Here is a 20,281-nt window from a genome sequence, read left to right as displayed (position 1 = left end):
CGCCTTCAAAGAATGAAACCGGTCCCGCCATGCCATACGTCTATCCGATTCCGAATCTCCTGCCACAGGAGCTCGTCGCCGAGATCAACAACAGGATGAAATCCGAGCCGGATGCCTGGGTGGATGGAAGCCAGACGGCCGGAAAGGAGAAGGGCAGGAAAAAGAACCTGGAACTGGCGGCCGACAGCGACCTGCGGGTACAGATTTCCGATGCCATCACGACGGTGCTGCGCGACTACCAGCGCCGGGAGTCCCTGCTCTTCACGTTCCTCGCGGCGCCGTCGAAAATCGGCAAGTTCCTGGTCTCGAAGACTGCCAAGGGCGGTACCTATGGCGACCACATGGACAACAACATCATGAATCGGGGTACGTCCGAGGAATTGCGCTCTGACCTCTCGATGACGATTTTTCTCTCCGATCCGGAGAGCTACCAAGGCGGCGAACTCGTGATCGACAGCGACATGACCTTCGCCCCCAGCTTCAAGATGCCGGCAGGGGGCGCCGTGCTCTACGCCACCAATTCGATCCATAGGGTGAATCCGGTCACCGCGGGCGAACGTGTCGCCGCGATCACCTGGATCGAAAGCGAGATCGCCGATCCGTTCATGCGCCAGATGAACGCGGATCTGTTGCAATGCCTGAACGCGGTATCGCAGAACGCGGAACAGAACCCGCAGCTCTCGACCTTCCTGACGCTGAAACTGGAAAAGGTCCGGGGCAACCTGCAGAAAAGGATGCGCTGAGCGCAGCCCTTGCGTTCAGGCACTGCGGTCCTTGTTCTTCGCGCCGTATGTCCCGTCCGGATTCTGGACGAGGTCAACAACGCCGTCCTCTTTCGAAGAGCTGCCGGGCGTAGCGTCGTTCCGTGCGGTTTCCTTCAGCTTCTGCTTGCGCGCCTGATCGAGCCTGGTGACCAGCTTGAAGCCGTACCAGATGGCCGCGAGAACAGCGAAGAGAACGAGGATTTTTTGCAGACTGAACATGTGATGGTTTTAGCTGATCGCGGCGGGAGTTCAAGAGTCTGAAATTCGATCCAGCCGGTACTTGACGACACCGTGACCGTGCGCCGCCACCTCGCGGCGCTCGACAAGCACCATGCCGAGCTTCTCCAGAACCTTGTGCGAGACCGCATTGTCGCCGCGCGAGAAGGCCACGAGCTCGGAAAGCTCGAGCACGGCCATGGCGACATCACGCGCGGCACGCGCTGCCTCCGTCGCATAGCCCTTGCCGCGGAACGGCGGGAAGAGCCCGTAGGAGAGCTCGATCTCCGCGCTGTCATCGACATGGCGCAAGCCGCATTCGCCGCAGAACGCGCCGCTCTCGCGCTCGACGACCGCATAGAGGCCGAAGCCGCGCGTTTCCCATTGCTGCATCAGAACATCGAAGGCCGCACTCGCGGCCCCGGGATCCCGGGGCCCGTATTTCCGGATCGCCATGACCTCCGGGTCACCGTAGAAACGGACCATCTCAGCGCGATCCGCCTCCTCGAAGCGCCGCAAGAGAAGACGGTCGGTTTTCAGCCGCTCCGGAGCCCGCCTGAGAATTCTTTGTGCCGATAGCCTGTCCATGCGACGAGTCTATCAGGGGCCGTGCGCCGGACACAGCATTCCTGAAAGTAAGTGTTGAATTACTGGCTTGATGAGGCATTTCTGAATGGCGACGCTGCAGAAACCGCAACGGCGTCCGCGTACGGAGTGAGGGAGAGCCAGAATGAAAGCCGCTGAACTGACACGTGTCGGACCTGCCGAAGAGGTCGTCGTCTGCAAGGATGTTCCGGACGCCCCGGCACCGGGCAAGGGCGAGGCGACGATCGAACTGATCGCTTGTTCGATCAACCCGGCCGACATTCTCGGCATCGAAGGCAACTACGCGAGCATTCCGGAGGTGCCCTCTCCTCTCGGGATCGAGGGCGCGGGGCGGGTGACAGCCGTCGGGGACGGCGTCAAGGATCTCGCGGTCGGCGATCTGGCGATGAGCCTCCATCGCGCCAACTGGAGCCAGCAACTGACACTCCCGGCGGCGCAACTGGTGAAGCTGCCGGCGACGATCGATCCCGAACAGGCGGCGATGATGAAGGTCAACGCGGCGACCGCCCTGCTGATGCTGCAGAAGTATGTGAAGCTGAAGCCCGGCGACTGGGTGATCCAGAACGCCGCGAATTCCGGCGTCGGCACCGACGTTATCAAACTTGCCCGCAGGCTCGACCTGCACACCGTGAACGTCGTTCGCCGCAAGGAACTCATCAGGCCGATGCACGACATGGGCGCCAACATCGTGGTTCTCGAGGGACCGGACCTCGCCGAACGGGTCGCCTCGGCCACGAACGGCGCCGAGATCAGGCTCGGTCTCGATGCTGTCGCCGGCAACGCGGTGCAGGACATGGCCGAGTGCCTGGCGCCCGGCGGCACCATCGTCAATTACGGCCTGCTGAGCGGCGATCCCTGCGTGATCGACCCGCATCAGGTCGTCTTCCGGGACATCACCCTGACCGGCTTCTGGCTGGCCAAGCTGATGCGCGGCATGTCGAAGAAAAAGATCCAGGAGCTCTACGGCGATCTGTCCGGCTATTTCGTCGACGGCACGCTTAAGGTCGCGGTCGAGGCGCGCTACGGGCTGGACGACATCCAGCAGGCGATGGCCCACGCCAAGCGCGAGGGCCGCGGCGGCAAGGTTCTGCTGCGACCCAACGGCTGACCTTCAGAGCCCGAAGCGGTTCCAGAGCAGCCGCTCCTCGATCGCCGCGATCAGCCCGTGCGCGAGGGACGGAGCCTCGCCCGCCGGGCCGGATGACCGGCCGCCGCGCCGAAGCCGCTGCCAGAAGGAGAGCCGCGGGCCGTAGTTCCGGAACCGCACGTCCTCGCCGTAACGCTCCCGCATCACTGTGCGCAGATCGCCGAGCCTGTCGACGATGCCGAGTTCGAGCGCCGTCTCGCCGGTCCAGACCGCACCGCTGAACAGCTCCTCGTCCTCGCCCTTCAGTTTCCCGCCACGGCGCCGGCGAACCACTTTCTTGAAGCCCTCGTAGAGGTCCTGCTGCAGCGCCTCGAGCCGCTCCACATCCTCGGGTTTCTCCGGCCGGAACGGATCCAGCATGCCCTTCGCCGTGCCCTTGGTGTGAACGCGGCGCTCGATCCCGAGCTTGGCGATCGCCTCCTGCATGCCGAATCCCGCCGTGATGACGCCGATCGAGCCGACCACGGAGGACGGATGCGCGACGATCTCGTCTGCCGCCTGGGCAATCCAGTAGCCGCCCGAAGCACAGAGATCCTCCGTGAAGGCGACGACCGGTTTTTCATGCTCGCGGGCCAGCGACTCGATCCGGGTCTTGATCAGGTCCGACTGCACCGGCGAGCCGCCCGGAGAGTTGATCAGCAAGGCCACCGCCTTCGTCCGGCCGGAGGCGAAGGCCGCCTCGAGGATTCCATCGAAACGTTCGATATTGAGACCCTGGCGGAACGCGCCGAGGTCGCCGACCGGCCCCTTGAGGCGGACGACCGCTACTTCCGGATCACGCGGGTGGAACGGGTTGAGCCACGACCAGCGGCGACGGGGCATCTTCTGCTCCTCTATTCGGGTGAGGCCGCCGCCAGCGCACACCCGGTCTCGAGCGCGGCGGCGACGGCCGGGGAATAACTCCCATCCATATTGTGCAGGACGACCCCGCTTGAAAGGGCAAGCGGAGTGCGCACACCCTTGCGGGCGATCAGGATCACCCGTTTTGCAGGTCGGTCCGGCTTCGGGTAGAGCGGATGGATTTCGATCCCGCCGAAACGCCGGTCGAGCGGCGCCAGCAGGTCGGCTAGCCTGTCCGTCCGCTGGATCATGGCGAAACGTCCCTTGTGGCGCAGAGCGCGGAACGCGGCCTCGATCCAGTCCGCCGCCACGGTACCCGCCTCGACATGCGCCGTCGCCTTCAGCCGGTTGACCGACGGATCGGCCGTCTCCGGCATCTGGTAGGGCGGGTTTGACAGCACGAGATCGAACGCGCCTTCCTCGAAAAGCGGCGGCCGCGCCTCGATCCGGCCATGCCGGACCTCGAACCTCTCCGCCACGCCGTTCAGATCGGCGTTCCGCCCGGCAAGGCTGCACATCGTCTCTTCCGCCTCGATCCCGGTCACCGAGAGTTCCGGCACGCGGGCCAGCAGGCAGAGCGGGATCGCCCCCGCGCCGCAGCCGAGATCGAGCACCTTCATGCCCGTCTCCGCCGGCGCCATCGCGGACAGCAGGAGCGGATCGACGGCAGCGCGGTAGCCGGCGGCGGGCTGCAGAAACCGCACCTTGCCGCCGAGCAGGCTGTCCTCCGTGATCTCCACCTCGGCTTCAGTCTTCGTCGAGAGGCTCACCGGCATCCTCCAGCACGCGCTTCGCCAGACCGTAATCCTCGTCGCGGACGGCGAGCCGGCGCGGAATCGCGTTGGCGCTGCCTTCAAGCACGCTCATGTGACTGTCCAGCACCAGCGGTTCGACCCCGGCATCGCGCAGCAGCGCCGTCAGGAAGGAGAGCCGGACAAGATCGGTCGAGCGCAGCAGTTCCTTCATGGGCAATCCCCGGGGTCTTGTGTCTCGTAAGGGCCACAGCCGGCACCATATGGAACGGCACTGTTCCGGAACGCGGGCGCGAGACTTGACCGCCCGAAATGCGGACCTATGCTCGCTGCGCAATTTGAGGGCGTCAAGCGACACGGAGTTTGCCTTGGGCGTGGTTGTGGATTTCGGGGACAGCGGGAAGCGCAAGGCTTCCATAGAGGGGCTCGCCAATCTGGTGGCAGCCGATCTCGAGCGGGTCAACAAGACCATCATCGAGAACATGCAGAGCCCGGTGGCGCTGATCCCGCAGCTCGCGGGACATCTGATCGCCGCCGGCGGCAAGCGTCTGCGACCGATGCTGACCCTCGGCGCCGCGGCGCTCTGCGGCTACGAGGGCGAACGGCACGTGAAACTCGCGGCCTGCGTCGAGTTCATCCATACCGCCACCCTTCTGCATGACGACGTGGTCGACGAGAGCGAACTGCGGCGTGGCCGGGAAAGCGCGAACGCGGTCTGGGGCAACCAGGCCAGCGTTCTGGTCGGCGACTTCCTCTTCAGCCGCTCCTTCCAGCTGATGACCGCCGACGGCTCGATCGAGGTGATGCGGATCCTTTCCGAGGCCTCCGCGGTGATCGCCGAGGGCGAGGTGCAGCAACTCATCACCACCAACGACACCGAAACCGACGAGAGCGCCTATCTCGAGGTGATCCGGGGCAAGACGGCCAAGCTGTTCGCCGCCGCCGCCGAAGTCGGCGCCGTCGTTGCGGAACGCCCGAAGGCGGAGCAGCAGGCGCTCGAGAGCTACGGGATGAATCTCGGCATCGCCTTCCAGCTCGTGGACGACGTGCTCGATTATTCGGCGCAACAGGAAAAGCTCGGCAAGACCGTCGGCGACGATTTCCAGGAGGGCAAGATCACCCTGCCGGTGATCCTCGCCTTCCGCCGTGGCGACGACGAGGAGCGCGCGTTCTGGCGCCGCACCCTGCAGGAGCTCGACCAGCAGGACGGCGACCTCGCCCATGCGCAGGCCCTGATGGCGAAGCACAACACGCTCGCCGACAGCCTGGAGCGTGCGCGCCACTACGCCGCCATCGCGCGCGACGCGCTCGGCCTTTTCGAGGACGGCGCGGCCAAGCAGGCTCTGATCGACGTGGTCGATTTCTGCGTCGAACGGGCCTATTGAGCCGGTGCGCGCAAAAACTTGTAACGGAATGAAAATCACCGCTTGATGCGGCCCGGGGCGCGCGCTATATAGCGCCCTCTCGTCGGTCGGGGAGTAGCTCAGCCTGGTAGAGCACTGTCTTCGGGAGGCAGGGGCCGGAGGTTCGAATCCTCTCTCCCCGACCATTCAATCTCACTGCCTCATCCCGGAAAACCTGTTGATCGGTCCTGCTCCGGATCGTCTCTCGAAGAGATGTCCGGTACTGCACGCCGTTGCTGATGTCACGCACGACCGCAACGTCTGCGGCATCTAGCCCAGCACCTTGCCGATCAGCGCGTTGACCATCGTCATCGGCGCTTCGATCACGCCGCGGTCACCGGGTGCCATCAGGAAATCCAGGATATCCGGCGCGAAATCTGCCGCCTGCGTGGCGGAAAAACCGCATGCGACGAGGCGCGTTTCCAGTTCCGGTTGCTCCGGCTCCAGGTATCCGCTGATTTCGGGATCCGGACCGGCAGCCTCCGGCAAGCGCAGGCCGAGCACGCGGCAGGCAACCGGGCGCATTTCCGCATCGCTCAGGGTCACGCCGCTCATGACCCCGGCAAGAACGGCGCCCGGCGCCGGCGGCAATGCATAGGTGAAATTGATTGTCATTTCGGAGCCGCCGCTCCGCAAGGGCGCCGAGACGTTCCGTCCGACCCGCCGCACAGTTCCAGACAGCCGCAATTCGCCCCATGGCAGATGTTCGACATATTCGATTTCGGCAGCATCGGCGATCCCGTCGCTCACGGTAGTGATGCCGGTGATCAGGGTGCCGGGCCTGTGCGGCGTCCAGCTCCGGGAAACCGACAGATAACGTCCGGCGAGATACCCGGGTAGCGCCAGCGACTCGGCGGCGATCTCCTGCCCATGACTGGATTGCGGGTTGCTTTGCTCGCGGTGCAGCGGAGGCACCTTGGCGCCGAACCGGTTCACGAGCCGGGCATGAAAGGCGGTATAGCTGCAGGTCCGAAGCCACTCGCCGCCAATGTCGAGGTCCAGCAGCATCGCGAGATCGTCATAGACCGCCTTGTTCCGGGGACTCGAACGGCCCTGGACCCACTTGTAGGCCCGGACCGGGTCATAGCCGGTATCGGGATTGACCGACTTCAGCCGCGAGAACAATGCCTTCTGTGTCTCGCAGCCGGTCACCCGCATGATCAGCCGAAGCTTGTCGGCAAAGTGCCGGGGAGACTGTTTCTTATCGCTTGTCACGCTCACCTGAGTGTCACTTTGGAAAATTTGGAAATACGCTGATTAACCGCCAGTCGGTTCGCATAAAACACCGGCCATGTGAAGTCGGAAATGTGCGCACGGATTCTTCCGAAATGCAGACTAAATCCGGCCCAATCCGCGAAAAGACAGATAAAAAGAAATTTATCCAAATAAATAAATAATTCTTCACTGAAACTCATCGAACCTGGAAAATCCGGAAAAATCGTCCTCTTTGGAATTTCTCATCATTCCAGTCACGGGCGCCGGTTGCGCGAATTAATGTGCCGGCACTGTGACACGGTCGAGACTGCGGCGCCGGGTGGTGCGAAATCGGACCGGTTCTTCCCGAATGCCGCGCGCCCCTGAGGCAAGACGTCGTCACGCCCCCATCCTCTCGACGTGAAGGGCTGGCAAATGCTTCCTGCGACCATTGATGGCGACAGTGATTCGATGTCTTTCTCCCGGCAAGGACGGCTGCCGAGAGCCGTCGCGGTGCTGGATACCGCGACGCCGTTTCCGGATCTTCTTGCCGCCGGGGCGGACCGGGACATCCTCGTGCTCCGCACCGCAGCCAAGGATGCGGACCCGGTCGCCCCGGCGCTCGCGTCGGCGCCCGGTCCGGTCGATGTCCTGCATCTCGTCAGCCATGGCGCGCCGGGCCGGCTGATCCTCGGCGGCCGCAGCCTCGATGCCCGCAGGCTCGCCGTGCTCGGCAGGTGCTGGCGCCGCCATCTCGCCCCGGACGCGACAATCCTGCTCTATGGCTGCTCCGCGGGACAGGGCAATGCCGGACGGGCCCTGGTCGCCGGCCTGGCCGAGGCGACCGGCGCGCGGGTTCTGGCCTCCTCGACCCCGACCGGATCGCCCGCGCGCGGCGGCGACTGGCGCTTCGACGTCGGCTCCGCCTCGCACCCGCGGCACGGCGCACGTCATCCGGCCAGCGCCTTCGCCCGCGCGCACGAGACCTGGCCCGGCCTGCTGGGCACCGTCTCCACCTTGAACGATTCCGGGGGCGGCACCCTGAGATCTGCTTCCGGAGACACACTCCTGAATTTCAACGGCTTGCCCGGTGTTCCGCCACCAAGCGTCACACAGACAATCACCCTCAACAGCGGGGCGGTCACGCTCAGCAATCCGGCCGATGTAACCATCAGATTCACCGGCGGCACATACAACATACTCATCACCGGCGACGACCTGAACCTCGGGACCGGCAACAACACCCTGTTCATCGGGGGGGTCACCACTCCACAGACACTCACCGTCAATTCGAACATCACCGGCAACAGGGTGCTGGATATCGGGTACGACGGTACCGACGTCACGGTCGTCCTCGGCGGCACCAACTCGATGGTCAAGTCGACCGGCGGCATCGGGAATGCCACGGGCGCGGTTTCCATTCGGGTCAAGAATGACGATACCCTGTCGATCGGCAGCGACGCCGCGCTCGGAAGCGGGAAACTGGCCCTCGCGAGCGGCACCCTGAAGGTTACCGGCGCGACGACGATCGACAATACGATCTATCTCGACGATCTGTCCGTCGGAAATGGCGGCACGATCGACAACAGCGCGGATGTGATAGTCTCGAGCGTCATCGAAGGCGCCGGAAACCTGACCAAGAGCGGCGCCAATACGCTCACGCTTTCAGGCAACAACACCTACACCGGCACGACCACCGTCTCGAACGGCACCCTCTCCGTCTCCGCCGACGGCAATCTCGGCACCGGCAGCGTGACGCTGAACGGCGGCAACCTGACCGTCACCGGCGCCACCACCATCGACAACGCCGTCGCGCTCTCCTCGAACGCCACGATCACCAACAGCGCCGACGTCACGCTCTCGGGGGTCGTCTCGGGCGCAAACAACCTCACCAAGGACGGTGCCAGCACGCTGACGTTGTCGGGAACCAACACCTATAGCGGCACCACGACGGTTTCGAACGGCACCCTCTCCGTCTCCGCCGACGGCAATCTCGGCACCGGCAGCGTGACGCTGAACGGCGGCAACCTGACCGTCACCGGCGCCACCACCATCGACAACGCCGTCGCGCTCTCCTCGAACGCCACGATCACCAACAGCGCCGACGTCACGCTCTCGGGCGTAATCTCGGGCGCAAACAATCTCACCAAGGACGGTGCCGGCAGCCTGACCCTCTCCGCGACCAACACCTACAGCGGCACGACCACGGTCTCCTCCGGAAGTCTATCCGTAAACGGCGCGATCAACGGCGGCGGCGCGGTCACGGTCTCCTCCGGCGCCACTCTCGGCGGATCGGGCAGCATCAGCGGCGGCGTCACGGTCTCCTCCGGCGGCACGCTCGCCCCCGGCAACAGTCCCGGCACGCTCTCCACCGGCAATCTCACCCTTTCCTCCGGCTCGACCGGCCGTTTCGAGATCAACGGCACGACCGCGGGCACAGAGTACGACCAGATCGACGTCACCGGTTCCGTCGACGTCACCGGCGCGACCCTGGCAACCAGCGTCGGCTTCACATCCTCGACCGGCGATCTCTTCACACTTATCGCCAATGACGGAGCCGACGCCGTGACCGGAACATTCTCCGGACTTGCCGAGGGCGCGACCTTCAATTCCGGCGGGCGCATCTACAAGATCAGCTATGCCGGCGACACCGGGAACGACGTCACCCTGACCGATGTCGGAGCGGTTCCCCCATCGCCCGCCGAAGCGATCGTCGGCACGGCGGAGATCGACCTCCTGCTCGGCAGCAGCTTCAACGACACGATCTCGGCTCTCGCGGACGACGATGTGGTGCGCGGTTATGGCGGCGACGACACGATCTATGCCGCGGACGGAAACGACCGCGTCTCCGGAGAAGCGGGCGAGGACCAGATCCACGGCGGAATCGGAATCGACCTGATCTACGGCAACCAGAGCAGCGACCTGATCTACGGCAACCAGGGCGCCGACATGCTGTTCGGCGGACAGGATGCCGACAGCATCTATGGCGGACAGGACAACGACCTGATCTACGGCAACAAGGCCGCCGACATGCTCTGCGGCAATCTCGGCAGCGACACGCTCTATGGCGGGCAGGACGGCGACACGCTCTCCGGCGGAGCGGGCGACGACCTGCTGTTCGGAAACCGCGGCGCAGACACCTTCGTCTTCGCCTTTGCAGACGGCGACGACACCGTCGCCGACTACGACAAGGCCGAGGGCGACACCCTGCAGTTCGACGCCGGAACCACCCTCACATCGAGCACGACCGAAACCGGCCTCGCCCTCACCGCAGACGGCACCACCGTAACCCTCATCGGCGTCTCGAGGATCGAAGACGTCAATTTACTCTTCGCCTGACCGGCCGCGTCGACGGGACCTTTCCGAATGACCGCATCCGGGATCGCAAACAGTGCCGTTCACGCCCTGCACTCTGGCCAGACCGGAATTCTCGCCATCGTCGACCAGCGTGTCCCGGATGCGGAGTTTCTGCTGGCATCCCTGGCAGTCCCAAACCATTCCGGGCGCGTCGGTCCCGAGGAGGACGGGTTGGAGCAACTGCGGGAGATGGCGGAGAGATTCCCGAGACGGCCGGTCATCGTCATCTGCCATGGCGCCCCCGGCGCGCTGATCCTCGGCGAGCGGACGATCACGGCCGACACCGTCCGCTCCCGGCGGAGCACGCTCTCGCATATCCGCAAGGCGCTCGCCGGCGCACCGGTATCTCTCTTCGCCTGTTCGGTCGGAGAGGGCCTCGCGGGCCGTACGTTCCTCGCCATGCTCGCGGCCGGTATCGATGCCCCGGTTTCCGCAGCCTCGCGCCCAATAGGCGATGCCGCAAGAGGGGGAACATGGGTCCTCGACATCTCGGTCTCGACGGATCCCGCCCGGCTCGCACAGGGCGGCACCGCGGAAGGCTGGCCGTTCGATCCGGCTATGCTCCCGGCCTACAAGCACCTGCTTTGTGAAGACCTGCAGGACGGCCATGGCCCGGGTGATCGGCCGGGCCGCCGGAAGGCCTTCCGAAATGACGAGCCCCAGCGGCTCGGGCCCCTTCATCAAGGTACCGGCTAGCCCAATACGTCCAGTCTCGCCTGCAGCCAGATCAGCGACGGGTAGGCGGCGGCCCAGACCCAGACGAAACGGTTGAATCCGAACAGTACGAAATTGGCGATATGAAACGACATGGCGGCGGCGAGGCCGACCACAAGGGCTTCACGCGACAGCAGCACCAGCGGGAACAGTAGCTCAAACAGAATGACGGCCCAGGCCATCGCGAGGAGCAATCGCGGGCGAAACGCCCAGCCCCGCGTCGCTTCGCTCGCCGGATAGACAGAGAACTCGAAGACGTCGACCAGCGCCTGCCCCGTACGCCAGTCCCTGTGGATCACCTTGGACCAGCCGGACTTGAAGTAAGAGAAGACGACCTGCAGGCCGAGATAACCGAAGACGTACTCCTGCCAGCGCCCCTCGGGGACCAAATGAACGACGGCAAGAGACGTGATCAGCAACATGCTCAACAGGTCGCTGCCGCCATTGTACGGCCCCTGGAAGCGCCTCAGCATGTAAAGGACACTGACGAAGAGAGCGAGACTGACCCACTGGCTCTGCACGCCCGCGAGCAGCAACAGGGCGAGCAAGAGACGGATGCAATAGAGGACCCGCTCATCCCGCAGCCCGAAGAGATGCTCCAGGCTCTGCTGGATAACGGCGATCGACAGGAGAACTTCCGTCAGACGTATCGCGATATCGAGGCTCATCAATCGAGCGGATCGACGGTTTCATAGGGCGGGGAAACGAAGGCGATATCTCGCCTCAGAACACCCTCGTGCCGGCTGACGAAGACCAGCCTGAAGCGGAAGAAGGGCGACGGGGCCGCACCGTCGGCTCCGGACCTGAGATCGGCCCGAAGGCGGCGGCGGATCTCCCGCATGGAATGCTCGGTCTGCCCCTGGACGAACCGTTCGGCGCAGTTCGCCAGATGCAGCGTTTCGTTCCACCGGGCGTTCCAGAAGAACGCCTTCAACCTGTCGAGCGGTGCGAGGCGCGCCGGACGCGGGCGGCCGTCCCGCCAGATCGCGCGATCGTCGCCCGGATGATCGAGCAGGCAGACCTCCACCCGCGGGGACGGTCCGATGACATCAAAGAAACGCCATGACGGGAACAATGCGGGCAGGAGCAGCTTCAGAACACTCGTAAAACTCAAGACCAACGCCCCACACCTGCACCACGCACCGGACCCGACCCGCAGCCCGTGTGTTCGTGCCGGCTTCCGGTCGGGCCCGACAGATTGGCATGGCCTGCTTACCAATAGGTAAAAGTCCGTGCGTTTTCTGCACGCAACTCGCTGTACCGGCCAGCCTGTGGTCCCTCCAGACCGGCAGCACTCCGCCGCCGGATTGTCCGCACTGATACCGCAGGGCTCTCGCCGGGCTCAACTCAGCTCTTCGAAGGAGCCCGTTTTCAGGAAGGACGCAATCAGCCGCAACACTGCCGGGCGCCACGGAATAAAGGTGTGCGAGGCGGGAACGGTCGTGTGTGCCCGCATCCCGGGCAGCTTGGTCCGCGCGACCGCGACCCTGCCGTCGTGCGGCCCGCCGAAGAGGGCACCAGCGGCGGGAAAGATCCAGCCGCTGGTCCCGGCAATGATGCCGAGATCGTAGTATGGCGGATCGGGTTCGGTCCGCGCCTCCGTCGTCAGCTCCTGTCCGGCAGGACCGTAGAACCAGCGATAGAGGCCCTGCCGGTGCAGAAGGTCCGCCACCTCGCTGCCGCCATGCGGCGGCGCCAGCATCACCACCCGGCCGAGCCGACTCTCCGGAATCTCCGCGCGGTACTTCTCCAGATAGCGTGCGGCGACCAGACCGCCCATCGAGTGGGTCACGAAATGCACCCGGCCCGGACCATCCCAGACGCCCTTCGCCGCGAGTTCCGCCTTCAGCCGGTCCGCGAGCGCATCCAGACCATGCGCGGTCGAGGGATAGGTGAGCGGTACGGGGTCGAAACCCTGGCGGCGGAGGAAAAACGTCACCGCCGCCATGTTCCATGCCATCTGCGCGATACCGTGCAGGATGACGACGCGGTCCTTCGCCATATCCGCCGTCCCGCCCTCCATGCCTCAGCAGAACCGTCCGAACGCGAAAGGCGCCAGCAGATCGGGCTTTGCCCCCTCCAGCACCCAGTCGCGCATCAGTTCCGCCACCGCCGGTGCGATGGCCCAGCCGTGACCGGTCCAGCCGGCGGCATAGAGCACATGCTCGTTGCCGGGCAGGCTGTCGATGACGGGAACATGGTCGATGCACTCGGCTTCGAGGTGGTCGGTATCGGCGGTCTCGATCAGGAGGCCCTCAAGCTCGGGATAAACCGCGACCGCATCGGCGACGTTCAGCTCCACCTCCTTCCGGATCGGTGTGCCCCGGCGGGCCGCGTGGTCCCAGGTGCCGGGGCGGCCGCCGGAGATCATCAGCCGGCCGTCGGGCTCGCGCTTCAGGGAGAGTGTGCGGCTCATATGCCCGACCAGGTGGCGCACCGGATTGTCCGCGAGCGGCGCGGAAACGGCGACGAGGAAGGTCCGGCTCCAGAGAGGCAGATCGACCCAGGGGGCGACAAGCGCCTTCACCCCGGCATTGCAGAACAGCATGAGCCTGCCTGTCACCGGGATCCTCTCGCCCTCCGTTGTTTCCAAAGCAGTGACCTTGCCGTCCGTCGCGACAAGCCCCGCCGCCTCGACGCCCTCCCGCAGCACGGCGCCGGCCAGACGCGCCTTCTCCGCAAAGGCGTGCGTTGTCCGCGCGTGAAAGGCGACGCCGTCGCCGGGACAGTAGAGACCGCCGCGGATCATCGGCGCCACGCCGGGCTCGAACTCCCGGATTTCGTCCTGCGAGAGCACCCGGCTTTCGATGCCGAGGCGATTCTGTAGCGCGGCCCGCACCTCCGCGGGCGCGAGGTCGATCTCGCGCTCGAAGAGCTGGATCTGTCCGGTTGTCTCGTAGAGCGGCTCTGTCCCGAGCACCTCGTGCAGACTCGGCCAGATCTCCCGCGCCCGTACCATCAGCGGAATCTCGCGGACGTCGCGCCCGTTCGCGCGCACGCCGCGCCGACCCGGTCCGCCAGACGCGCCGGACGCGATGCTCCCCGCCTCGATCAGTTCGACCGCTTCGCCGCGGGAGGCGAGGTGCCAGGCGACGGCCGCGCCATAGACGCCGCCGCCGACAATGATGTGTTTGGACATGGATCGCTCCGCAACAGATTGACCCCTCTTCCTATAGGGGAGGAGATCTTTCCTGTCGAAGCCCCGTACGGAACGAGAGCTGTTCGACTGCCCCCGGTCCCGCCAATCCGGTCGACGCCCATACAGTCATCGTGGCATCGTCGCCCCAAGGCATAGCGACCGAGAACGGCCGGAGGGGGGACCACATGCCGGAGATATCGGACCTGCAGGCGCGGCTGTTCCGCGTCGAGTTGCCGGAGGTGCTGTCCGATGCGCGGCACGGCGACCATACGCATTTCGAGCTGGTCACCGTGACCGTCAGCCTGGCGGACGGCACCGTGGGAACCGGTTACACCTACACGGGCGGCAAGGGCGGACATGCAATCCGGGCGATGATCGAACACGATCTCGCGCCTGCCCTGATCGGCCGCGACGGCGCGGACGTCGAGGGCCTCTTCGACTTCATGGAAGGGCATATCCACTATGTCGGCCGCGGCGGTATCGCGGCATTCGCGATATCCGCAATCGACATCGCACTCTGGGACTGCCGCTGCCGCTCCGCGCGACACCCCCTCTGGAAGCTGGCCGGCGGCGCCGCGAACAGAGCCAAGATCTATTGTGGCGGCATCGACCTCAATTTCTCCCTGCCCAGACTGGTCGAGAGCGTTCGCGGCTTTGTCGCGGACGGATATGACGGTGTGAAGATCAAGGTCGGCCGGCCGCGACTCGACGAGGATATCGAGCGGGTCGCCGCAGTCCGCGAGGCGCTCGGGCCGGACGTCGCCTTCATGGTCGACGCCAATTACGCCCTGACCGTCGAGCAGGCCATCCTGGCGGCGCGCGCCTTCCGGCCTTATGACATCACCTGGTTCGAGGAACCCATCATCCCGGACGACTATTCCGGTTATGCCCGGATCGCGGAGGAGACAGGCGTCCCGCTCGCGATGGGCGAGAACCTGCACACGCTGCACGAGTTTGGCTTCGCCTTCGAACAGTCACGCCTGTCCTTCATCCAGCCCGACGCCTCCAATTGCGGCGGCATCACCGGCTGGCTCCGGGTGGCCGAACTGTCGCGCCGGTTCGGTCTGCCGGTCTGCTCGCACGGCATGCAGGAGCTTCACGTCAGCCTGGTCGCGGCCCAACCAAACGCAGGCTGGGTGGAAGCTCACAGCTTCCGCATCGACCAATACACCGCACATCCGGTGCGGCTCGAGAACGGTCTTGCCGTCGTGCCGGACGAACCGGGCATCGGCGTTGCCTTCGACTGGGACAGGCTTGCACACTACGCGGTCTGAACGATCTTCCGCGGCTACTCGAACTCCATCTGCTCGTAGACCCGTCCCGCATTGCGCGTCGCCAGTTCCTCGAAGGTGTCCAGGTGGCTGTAGGGCGACTGGTCGACGTAATAGGCATCGGCGAGGCTGCCGCCCTTGTCCAGATGCTCGCGGATGCGGGCCCGGAGATAGACCAGGTAATCCTTCGTATAGCGCCGCACCTGATCCATGTTGGTCGGGTGGCCGTGCCCCGGGATGACATAGGTCGCCCCCAGTTCTTCGAACCCCTCGTCCCAGCTTTCCAGCCAGGCCGCCGTGTCGGTCTCGTCGAAGATCGGCAGCATCCGTTCGTGAAACGCCATGTCGCCGGAGATGACGAGCTTCTGCTCGGGCAACCAGACGACGACATCTCCCGGTGAATGGGCCGGCCCGAGATTGAGCACCTCGATCGGGAAGTCGCCGAAACCGACCACGAATTTATCCGCGAAGGTTTCGTCGGGGAGCACGACATCGGTGCCTTCCGCCTTCTCCTTCTGGACCCGCTCGGCCGCCGCAAGGCTGTCGTAGCCCGTCTCCTCGAACTCGTGCGCGGCGTCCTCCTGGGCGACGATCTTCACGCCCTGGGCGCGCCAGTAGCTGTTGCCAAGCATGGCGTGGCCCTGGCCGTTCTCGTTCACCACGAGACGGACCGGCTGGTCGGTGATTGCCTTGATCTCGCCATGCAGAGCTTCGGCGAGCTTCCAGGAAGCACCACCATTCACCACCACGACACCGTCGCCCGTCAGGATGAAGGAGAGATTATTGTTGTGGCCGCTGTTCTCATAGGTCGGCGGCGCGGTGGCGCCGATGGCGGAAAAGACGTCCGGGATGAACTCGACCGGCTTCGAATAGAGCACCGAGCCCGGATACTGGTCCGGGATATCCTGGCTGGCCAGGGCCGGACCGGAGCCTCCGGGCAGCAACATGAAAAGCGCCGCAACGGCGCATATGATTGTCCTGATCATCGGACTCTTCCCTCCCGCGGGTTTGTCTTTGGGGCCTTGGGCCCGGATGTCTTGTCCCGGAAAGTTCCGGAGAAAGTCCCGGCACGGGAGGAGCCGTGCCGGGCAGGTGGCGAGAGACTATTCCGCCGCCACGGTGTGGTTTCTACCACCGACGATACGCTCCGGCAGCAGCCAGGCAACGGCGATGAAGGCGCCGCCAAGCACAAGGCCGACCAGTTCGCCCGGGATGTCCATCAGCACGGGGTACGAAGTGCCGGAGATGTTCCCGAGGGTCGCCTTGCCGCCGAGTATCTTGTCCAGCAGGCCTGTCGCCTGCACGTCGGCATAGGTCAGGATGTAGGCGAAAGCACCGACGAGGCCGCCCAGCACGAACATCATGGCGTCATAGCGTCCCGAGGCCGCAGCGGCGAGACCGGTGCCGGGGCAATAGCCGGCAACGGCAAAGCCGAGACCGAGCAGGATACCACCGACGAAGACCCCCATATAGGCGTCCTTCACCGAGAGATGGCCCGGATCGACCAGTCCGCTCAGCAGGCCGCCGAAGGTCAGAAAGGCCGCAACACCGATCGCCAGCAGGATGGTCCGCATCAAGTGCAGATTGGTGAGGTTCAACATGCGGATGATGAAGTTCGGATTGGTCGCCCCGACCCGGTCGAGGGCGAAGCCGAAGGCACCGCCGATGACGATGGCGAGAAGGATGGAACTCATCTCAGCTCTCCTTTCGGAACAGAACGAGGGCGGTCGGGATCCCGGCCGCGAAGGCGCCGGCGGCGAAAATGAAGCCGGACATGGCGGTCTGCATCATCCCGCTCATCATGTGCCCGGAGGTACAGCCCCCGGCGAGGCGGGCGCCGTAGAGCACGACGAAACCAGCAAGGAAAGTGGCGAGATAGCGCTTCCACGGCGCGTCGCCGAAACTGTCCCTCCAGATCGCGGGCATCGTCTTTTCCGCTTTCTCCACACCGCCTCTGAGACGTGCGGACAGTGCCGCGCCGCCGACGAGGGCGAGCACGAAGACGAAGCTGTAGTTCAGTGGGTTCTCGACATTCTTGGCGTATTTCCCGCCGCTCTTGGCGAGATATGGATTGGTGCTCGTGTAACCGCTCTTCGCCTCCGCGGATTCGGTAACCACCGAAGGCGAGACCGCATCCCACAGGATTCCGTCGAAGATCACGAACTGGGTCGAAACGCCGATCGGCTTGACCAGAAGAACCGCGGCGAAGAACACGGCTCCAAGCAAGAGACCGCCAGCCTTCCAGGAAAGAGGAGCGCGCATGACATGACGTCCTTTATCTGCTGCGACGATCCGTTCGCCCCACGCCCATACCGGGCAGACGCGAACGGTATCGAGGATACATATTCATTTATTTGAATATATCAAACTGAACTTCGCCTCTCCATAATTTTCGGACGCTTTGTCGCACCCGCACCCCTCGCAAGCAGGGATTGCGCGGTGATCACGCAGCCATGCCGATTGGGCCCGGCTTGTGTTTTGTCGTAAAAACGCAACATTAAAGAAAATCGACCATGGGAGGAGACGCCATGTTGCGTTGCGTGGTCCCGGATGTTGTGACCAATCAGGATCTGCTGACGCTGCCAACGACAGCGACGGTGGAAGAGGCCGCCCTGCGGATGACGGAACGCCGTGTCCGCTCCGTTCTGGTGGTCGAAGAAGAGAAACTGGTCGGGATATTCACCGGCACCGATCTGATCGAGCGGGTGGTCGCGGCCGGAGTGAACGCACGTGTGACCCGTCTCGGCGATGTCATGACCCCGGAGCCGCAGACAATCGGGCCCGACCTCCCGGCGATCGAAGCCTTGAGAGTGATGCAGGCTGCGGGTTTCCGCCATCTCCCGGTGCTGCGGGACGGGCAGCTTGTCGCCGTGCTCTCGCGGCGCGACTTCGCGCGCGAGGAAGAAGAAGAACTCGAACGCGAGGAGAAGCTCTGGGAAGAGATGTGACCGGCTGCGGCTCGCTGATCCGCGTCCGGCGACGGTCCTCGCCAAGCGAAATTTTCACTCTGTGAAGATTACGGCCGTTGCGGCGCGTGTCGGCTGGACGGATTCCCCGACACCGTCCAAACTCTGCGCCGAACAAAACGGGGAGCGAGAAACATGGCTGGCAACGACAAGAGGACCGAAGCACAGGGCTTCGCGCGCGGCTTGACGAACTATGGCGATTTCGATTTCTCGCTCTATCTCCGTCGTTCTTTCGCCGCGTCGATGGGCTATCTGCCGGAAAGTCTGGAAAAGCCGATTGTCGGAATCGCCTATACCGGTTCCGGCTTCAACAACTGCCACCGGCATTTCCCGGAACTGCTCGAAGCGGTGAAACGCGGCGTCCTGGCGGCGGGTGCATTGCCGATCGATTTTCCGACGATCTCCCTCGGCGAAGTCTATCTCAATCCGACCAGCCTCAAGTTCCGCAACCTGATGAGCATGGATACGGAGGAGATGATCCGTGCCCAACCGATGGACGCGGTCGTGCTCATGGGCGGCTGTGACAAGACGGTGCCGGCGCAGCTGATGGGGGCGGTCTCGGCCAATCTGCCGGCAATCCAGTTGATAGGCGGACCGATGATGACCTCGCGCTACACAACGGCCGCCGGCGACGAGGAAAGGCTCGGCGCCTGCACCGACTGCCGCCGCTTCTGGGCGCAGTATAGGGCCGGAACCGTGGATGACGTGGAGATCCGCGATATCGAACGCCGGCTCGCGACCACCGCAGGAAGCTGCGCCGTCATGGGCACCGCTTCGACAATGGCCTGTATCGCTGAGGCCCTCGGGATGGCCCTACCCGGGACCGCCGCGATCCCGGCAGTGCATGCCGACCGTCTGCGCGCCGCCGAAGCGACCGGCGCCGCCGCGGTCCGGATGATCTCCAATCCGATACGGCCGTCCCAGATCGTGACCCGCGGCGCGGTCGAAAACGCGCTTCGGGTGCTGCTCGCGCTCGGCGGGTCGACCAACGCCGTGATCCACCTGACCGCGGTCGCCGGGCGCGCCGGGATCGATATCCCGCTGGACTGGTTCAACGAACTTTCCGAGACGACGCCGGTGCTGGTGAACCTGAAGCCGGTCGGCAGCCACTATATGGAAGACCTCTTCGCCGCCGGCGGACTCGGTGCCGTGCTGCGCGAGCTGAAGCCGCTGCTCAATCTCGACTGCATGACCGTGACCGGAGAGACGCTGGGCGAACGGCTTGCCGGCGAGAGCGGTCCCGTGAACCGGGACGTGGTGTCTCCCGCCAGTGCCCCGATCGAGCCCAAGGGCGGGCTCGTCGCCCTCTTCGGCAGCCTTGCCCCCGGCGGCGCGATCCTGAAGCGCTCGGCCGCCGACCCGTCCCTGCTCGAGAAGGAGGGACGCGCAGTCGTCTTTTCTTCTCTCGAGGATCTCGCGGCACGGATCGACGACCCCGATCTCGATGTCGAGGCCGACGATATCCTCGTGCTTCAGAATGCCGGTCCGCGCAGTCCGTCCGGGATGCCGGAAGCGGGCTATTTGCCGATCCCGAAAAAGCTTTCGTCAAAAGGGGTGAAGGACATGGTCCGGATTTCCGACGCCCGGATGTCCGGCACCGCCTTCGGCACGATCGTGCTGCATGTGACGCCAGAGGCCGCGACCGGCGGCCCGCTGGCCCTCGTGCAGACTGGCGACAGGATCCGGCTGTCCGTGAAGGAAAAGCGGATCGACTTGCTTGTCGCCGATGACGAACTGGCGCGGCGGCGCGCCTCGTTAACCTTGACCGAGCGGGATGCGGCGACACTTCGCGGCTACGACAAGCTCTATGCGGAGCAAGTTCTGCAGGCGGATCAAGGTTGCGATTTCAAGATGTTGCAGGCCCTGGATAAACACACGAATTAAATGAGACATATATAGTTGCGACAACCTG

21 protein-coding genes and 1 tRNA gene are annotated in these 20,281 nt (G+C 64.6%); 9 read left to right on the top strand and 13 right to left on the bottom strand.

Annotated features, from left to right (window positions below; genetic code table 11):
* Nucleotides 1-29 precede the first annotated feature (29 nt).
* Nucleotides 30-743 (top strand): Fe2+-dependent dioxygenase, encoded by a 714-nt coding sequence (locus ACOOE1_RS19780; RefSeq protein ID WP_420403924.1) that lies wholly within the window; start codon nt 30-32, stop codon nt 741-743.
* Nucleotides 744-758: 15 nt separating this feature from the next.
* On the opposite strand, the gene ACOOE1_RS19775 is transcribed toward ACOOE1_RS19780, so the two are convergent.
* Together ACOOE1_RS19775 and ACOOE1_RS19770 are read right to left on the bottom strand one after the other, a co-directional pair.
* The gene (locus ACOOE1_RS19775; RefSeq protein WP_420403923.1) at nt 759-983 is read right to left on the bottom strand and encodes a hypothetical protein; all 225 of its coding nucleotides are present in this window, start codon (nt 981-983) and stop codon (nt 759-761) included.
* Nucleotides 984-1,013: 30 nt separating this feature from the next.
* Nucleotides 1,014-1,568: a GNAT family N-acetyltransferase gene (locus ACOOE1_RS19770; RefSeq protein ID WP_420403922.1), complete on the bottom strand. Its 555-nt coding sequence runs from the start codon at nt 1,566-1,568 to the stop codon at nt 1,014-1,016.
* A 142-nt stretch (nt 1,569-1,710) separates the two neighbouring features.
* On the opposite strand from ACOOE1_RS19770, the gene ACOOE1_RS19765 reads away from it, so the two are divergent.
* Nucleotides 1,711-2,694: a zinc-dependent alcohol dehydrogenase family protein gene (locus ACOOE1_RS19765; protein WP_420403921.1), complete on the top strand. Its 984-nt coding sequence runs from the start codon at nt 1,711-1,713 to the stop codon at nt 2,692-2,694.
* A gap of 3 nt (nt 2,695-2,697) precedes the next feature.
* On the opposite strand, the gene ACOOE1_RS19760 is transcribed toward ACOOE1_RS19765, so the two are convergent.
* From ACOOE1_RS19760 to ACOOE1_RS19750, 3 genes are read right to left on the bottom strand one after another with little or no spacing between them, the layout of a single operon-like run.
* A complete protein-coding gene (locus tag ACOOE1_RS19760) occupies nt 2,698-3,555 on the bottom strand; it encodes a S49 family peptidase (protein WP_420403920.1) in 858 nt (285 codons plus the stop codon).
* 11 nt (nt 3,556-3,566) lie between these two features.
* A complete protein-coding gene (locus ACOOE1_RS19755) occupies nt 3,567-4,343 on the bottom strand; it encodes a tRNA1(Val) (adenine(37)-N6)-methyltransferase (protein ID WP_420403919.1) in 777 nt (258 codons plus the stop codon).
* The gene (locus tag ACOOE1_RS19750; RefSeq protein ID WP_420403918.1) at nt 4,321-4,539 is read right to left on the bottom strand and encodes a DUF2007 domain-containing protein; all 219 of its coding nucleotides are present in this window, start codon (nt 4,537-4,539) and stop codon (nt 4,321-4,323) included. The genes ACOOE1_RS19755 and ACOOE1_RS19750 overlap by 23 nt, the downstream gene beginning before the upstream one ends.
* A gap of 154 nt (nt 4,540-4,693) precedes the next feature.
* Here ACOOE1_RS19750 and ACOOE1_RS19745 point away from each other — a divergent pair, with 154 nt between their 5' ends.
* Nucleotides 4,694-5,710 carry a polyprenyl synthetase family protein gene (locus tag ACOOE1_RS19745; protein WP_420403917.1) on the top strand — a complete coding sequence of 339 codons (1,017 nt, stop codon included), beginning with the start codon at nt 4,694-4,696 and terminating at the stop codon, nt 5,708-5,710.
* 87 nt (nt 5,711-5,797) lie between these two features.
* Nucleotides 5,798-5,874, top strand: a tRNA-Pro gene (locus tag ACOOE1_RS19740).
* A 124-nt stretch (nt 5,875-5,998) separates the two neighbouring features.
* Here the strand turns inward: ACOOE1_RS19740 and ACOOE1_RS19735 are convergent.
* Nucleotides 5,999-6,949, bottom strand: coding sequence for a hypothetical protein (locus ACOOE1_RS19735; protein ID WP_420403916.1), 951 nt, complete (start codon nt 6,947-6,949; stop codon nt 5,999-6,001).
* A gap of 408 nt (nt 6,950-7,357) precedes the next feature.
* On the opposite strand from ACOOE1_RS19735, the gene ACOOE1_RS19730 reads away from it, so the two are divergent.
* The gene (locus ACOOE1_RS19730) at nt 7,358-10,261 is read left to right on the top strand and encodes a DUF4347 domain-containing protein (RefSeq protein WP_420403915.1); all 2,904 of its coding nucleotides are present in this window, start codon (nt 7,358-7,360) and stop codon (nt 10,259-10,261) included.
* A gap of 27 nt (nt 10,262-10,288) precedes the next feature.
* Entirely contained in the window at nt 10,289-10,975 is a 687-nt protein-coding gene (locus tag ACOOE1_RS19725; RefSeq protein ID WP_420403914.1) for a DUF4347 domain-containing protein, read from the top strand.
* Here the strand turns inward: ACOOE1_RS19725 and ACOOE1_RS19720 are convergent.
* The 4 genes from ACOOE1_RS19720 to ACOOE1_RS19705 all read right to left on the bottom strand — a co-directional run bounded on the left by ACOOE1_RS19720 (nt 10,972) and on the right by ACOOE1_RS19705 (nt 14,132).
* Complete coding sequence (locus tag ACOOE1_RS19720; RefSeq protein WP_420403913.1) at nt 10,972-11,661, bottom strand: HTTM domain-containing protein; 690 nt, start codon at nt 11,659-11,661, stop codon at nt 10,972-10,974. The genes ACOOE1_RS19725 and ACOOE1_RS19720 overlap by 4 nt on opposite strands.
* Nucleotides 11,661-12,107, bottom strand: coding sequence for a hypothetical protein (locus tag ACOOE1_RS19715; protein ID WP_420403912.1), 447 nt, complete (start codon nt 12,105-12,107; stop codon nt 11,661-11,663). The genes ACOOE1_RS19720 and ACOOE1_RS19715 overlap by 1 nt, the downstream gene beginning before the upstream one ends.
* A gap of 228 nt (nt 12,108-12,335) precedes the next feature.
* Nucleotides 12,336-12,995, bottom strand: coding sequence for a lipase family alpha/beta hydrolase (locus ACOOE1_RS19710; protein ID WP_420403911.1), 660 nt, complete (start codon nt 12,993-12,995; stop codon nt 12,336-12,338).
* 24 nt (nt 12,996-13,019) lie between these two features.
* Nucleotides 13,020-14,132, bottom strand: coding sequence for an NAD(P)/FAD-dependent oxidoreductase (locus ACOOE1_RS19705; RefSeq protein WP_420403910.1), 1,113 nt, complete (start codon nt 14,130-14,132; stop codon nt 13,020-13,022).
* Nucleotides 14,133-14,317: 185 nt separating this feature from the next.
* Between ACOOE1_RS19705 and ACOOE1_RS19700 the strand changes: the two genes are divergently transcribed.
* Nucleotides 14,318-15,406, top strand: a complete 1,089-nt coding sequence (locus ACOOE1_RS19700) for a mandelate racemase/muconate lactonizing enzyme family protein (protein WP_420403909.1) — start codon at nt 14,318-14,320, stop codon at nt 15,404-15,406.
* Between the two features lie 14 nt (nt 15,407-15,420).
* Here the strand turns inward: ACOOE1_RS19700 and ACOOE1_RS19695 are convergent, their stop codons facing one another.
* The 3 genes from ACOOE1_RS19695 to ACOOE1_RS19685 form a co-directional block, all read right to left on the bottom strand.
* The gene (locus ACOOE1_RS19695; RefSeq protein WP_420403908.1) at nt 15,421-16,389 is read right to left on the bottom strand and encodes an MBL fold metallo-hydrolase; all 969 of its coding nucleotides are present in this window, start codon (nt 16,387-16,389) and stop codon (nt 15,421-15,423) included.
* Nucleotides 16,390-16,506: 117 nt separating this feature from the next.
* Nucleotides 16,507-17,097 (bottom strand): YeeE/YedE thiosulfate transporter family protein, encoded by a 591-nt coding sequence (locus ACOOE1_RS19690; RefSeq protein ID WP_420403907.1) that lies wholly within the window; start codon nt 17,095-17,097, stop codon nt 16,507-16,509.
* Nucleotide 17,098: 1 nt separating this feature from the next.
* Nucleotides 17,099-17,665 carry a YeeE/YedE thiosulfate transporter family protein gene (locus tag ACOOE1_RS19685; RefSeq protein ID WP_420403906.1) on the bottom strand — a complete coding sequence of 189 codons (567 nt, stop codon included), beginning with the start codon at nt 17,663-17,665 and terminating at the stop codon, nt 17,099-17,101.
* A 266-nt stretch (nt 17,666-17,931) separates the two neighbouring features.
* Between ACOOE1_RS19685 and ACOOE1_RS19680 the strand changes: the two genes are divergently transcribed.
* Together ACOOE1_RS19680 and ACOOE1_RS19675 are read left to right on the top strand one after the other, a co-directional pair.
* On the top strand, nt 17,932-18,351 hold the full coding sequence (locus ACOOE1_RS19680) for a cyclic nucleotide-binding/CBS domain-containing protein (protein WP_420403905.1): 420 nt from the start codon (nt 17,932-17,934) through the stop codon (nt 18,349-18,351).
* A 153-nt stretch (nt 18,352-18,504) separates the two neighbouring features.
* The gene (locus ACOOE1_RS19675; protein WP_420403904.1) at nt 18,505-20,253 is read left to right on the top strand and encodes a dihydroxy-acid dehydratase; all 1,749 of its coding nucleotides are present in this window, start codon (nt 18,505-18,507) and stop codon (nt 20,251-20,253) included.
* The last annotated feature ends 28 nt before the right edge of the window (nt 20,254-20,281 follow it).

The sequence above is a fragment of the Nisaea sp. genome (assembly GCF_965216895.1).
GTDB lineage: Bacteria > Pseudomonadota > Alphaproteobacteria > Thalassobaculales > Thalassobaculaceae > Nisaea.
The sequence above is the reverse complement of the archived record's forward strand: the minus strand, read 5'-3'. Positions and strand labels throughout refer to the sequence as shown.